Annotated in this window: 2 protein-coding genes; both read right to left on the bottom strand. The window is 50.0% G+C overall.

Annotated features, from left to right (window positions below; all coding sequences use genetic code 11):
- Positions 1-255: 255 nt before the first annotated feature.
- Positions 256-1,701 carry a 6-phospho-beta-galactosidase gene (gene lacG / locus ACI32D_RS04970; RefSeq protein ID WP_439775516.1) on the bottom strand — a complete coding sequence of 482 codons (1,446 nt, stop codon included), beginning with the start codon at positions 1,699-1,701 and terminating at the stop codon, positions 256-258.
- Between the two features lie 10 nt (positions 1,702-1,711).
- On the bottom strand, positions 1,712-2,300 hold a 589-nt coding region (locus ACI32D_RS04975), incomplete at its 5' end, for a lactose/cellobiose PTS transporter subunit IIB (RefSeq protein ID WP_439775517.1).

Raw genomic sequence — 2,300 nt, forward strand, 5'->3', positions numbered from 1 at the left:
GATCAACCATATCTTTTTTGAAGAGAGAAGAAAGCAAGCTAAGCAGTAATTAGTTCTCAAATATTTTTAGAACAAGAAAAGGCACTGAGCAAACGCTCAGCGCCTTTTAAGTTTGGTAAGCAGAGATTGTAAATGACTGCCAGTAAGGTCTTAGGAAGTTTTTGGAAAGAAAATATAAAAAATATGGAATAGTAGAAATCAATAAAATGCGTACGAAGTGTGAGAATTAGGCCTTTTCTAGCTTTACAGCCGATCTTAATAAGTCCAGCCTTTAACCTCTTCATCGGTAGAAATCTGCTTGCTGTCAGCCAAACCGCGGTACCAGTAGGCACTTTGCTTCGGATACCGGGCCTGGCTGGCAAAGTCGACGTAAAAGAGACCATAGCGCTTGGAATAGCCATTGGTCCAGGAGAACTGGTCTTGCAGAGACCAGACGAAATAGCCTTTAACTGGGATTCCGTTACTGATCGCCTTAGCCACTTCCAGAATGTGCGCCTGCAGATACTTGATACGCGGCGCGTCATCGATAGTCTTGTCTGGCCCCAGGAACTTGTCCTTGTAGCCCATCCCGTTTTCGGTAATGTAGATTTCCTTAACGCCAGGATAGTCGTCATGCACCCGCTTGAGCTGGTCATACATCCCCTTTGGGTAAATGATCCAGTCCCAGTCAGTTGCCGGCATCCCTTTAGGGTGGACTTCTTCACCTACCCCATTCATCTTGTTGACGTCAGTTCCCTTTTCGCCATTGCCGTTGTGGTGCATGATGTTTTCCCCATGGTACTCCTTCATGAACTTGCTGAAGTAGTAATTTACGCCCACAAAGTCCAGCTCCTTGGCAGCTTTAGCCAGAACTTCCTCGTCTTCTGCCTTGATCTCAATCATTTCCTGGCCATTGGCCTCAATGATTTCCCGGACCAGACTCAAGGTCTTGTCTGAGTACTTGCCGGCTAAAGTCCCGTCAAGATAGAAGCGGTTTTCCAAGGCGTCCTTGAGTTCAGCGGCATGCCGGTCGCCGGCGCTGCTGCTGGCCGGATAAACGGTCTGCAGGGCATGAACCACCCCGATTTTGCCAGGATAGCCGCCTTCCTTATAGGCGTTCACGATTCTGGCGTGAACCAGGTTTTGGTTGTATTCAGCTTGGAAGCACTTGGCAAATTCATTGACCCGGGCTGGCGGGAAAGTCCCCGAAACATACTGCTGGCCAGCCATGGAAGTCGGTTCATTGATGGTGATCCAGTACTTCACTTCTGGAAATTCCTTAAAGCAGTACTTGGCATAGGCAAGGAAGGCATCGAGCATCTCGCTAGACAGCCAGCCGCCCTTGTCTTCCAGAGCTTGCGGCGTGTCAAAGTGGTGCAGAGTCACGAATGGCTCTACCCCGTCTTCGTGGCACTTTTTAAACAAAGCATGGTAGTACTTGACCCCGCGCTCTTCCAGCCGGCCGATCCCTGCTGGGAAAATCCGGGCCCAGTCAATAGAGACGCGAATAGCGTTGATATGGAACTTCTTGCACAGGTCCAGGTCCACTGGGTATCTGTGGTAAAAATCAGCGGCTGGATCCGGGTTGATCGTTCCCTGCTCACGCAGGTACTTGTCCCAGATCACGTCCCCCTTGCCATCTTCTTTAGTGGCTCCTTCTACTTGGTAGGCAGCCGTGGCGCCGCCAAAATAAAAGTCTTCTGGTAACTTGTAAACAGTCATTTTTATCCTCTTAATCCTTAAGGGAGTTGACCACGAAGTTCAAGGCCAAGTCCTTTTTTTGCGTCAATTCGATATATTGCCGGCCAGTAGTCGTCACTAATTTAGCCCCGACCTTGTCGGCGACTTCTCGCAGATTATCGCGCATGGAGTCCATTTGCGGAGCAAGAATGATCAAATCCATGTCGTCAATTACGTCCATGTGCTGGCCATATGCTCTGGCCACAGCATGCAGCGGCAAAGCCTTTTCTTTGGCCAGCTTGTTTAAAGCCTTGGCCAGGATGCCTGAGGTACCACCACCGGCACAAATAACCATGACATTGGTGTCTTCAGTCAACACGTCCTTGGCAGCAGCCTTTGGCGCTTCCTTGACTGAACTTGCGGCAACTGCTGGAGCTGCAGGTGCAACTTCTTTTTCAGCCTTTTCTGCCTTTTCAGCAGCTACTTCCTGGGCAAGGATGTCATTGTCGTATACCCGGAAGAATGGGTACCAGATCAAGACGTCGACCGCGAGGGCGAGCAAAACGTAGACAAAGGACAAAGGTGCAAAGCCGGTGCCGACAACGATACCAATTGGGGCTGGAACAGTCCATGGCAGGGTG

The organism is Lactobacillus sp. (assembly GCF_051873315.1).
GTDB lineage: Bacteria > Bacillota > Bacilli > Lactobacillales > Lactobacillaceae > Lactobacillus.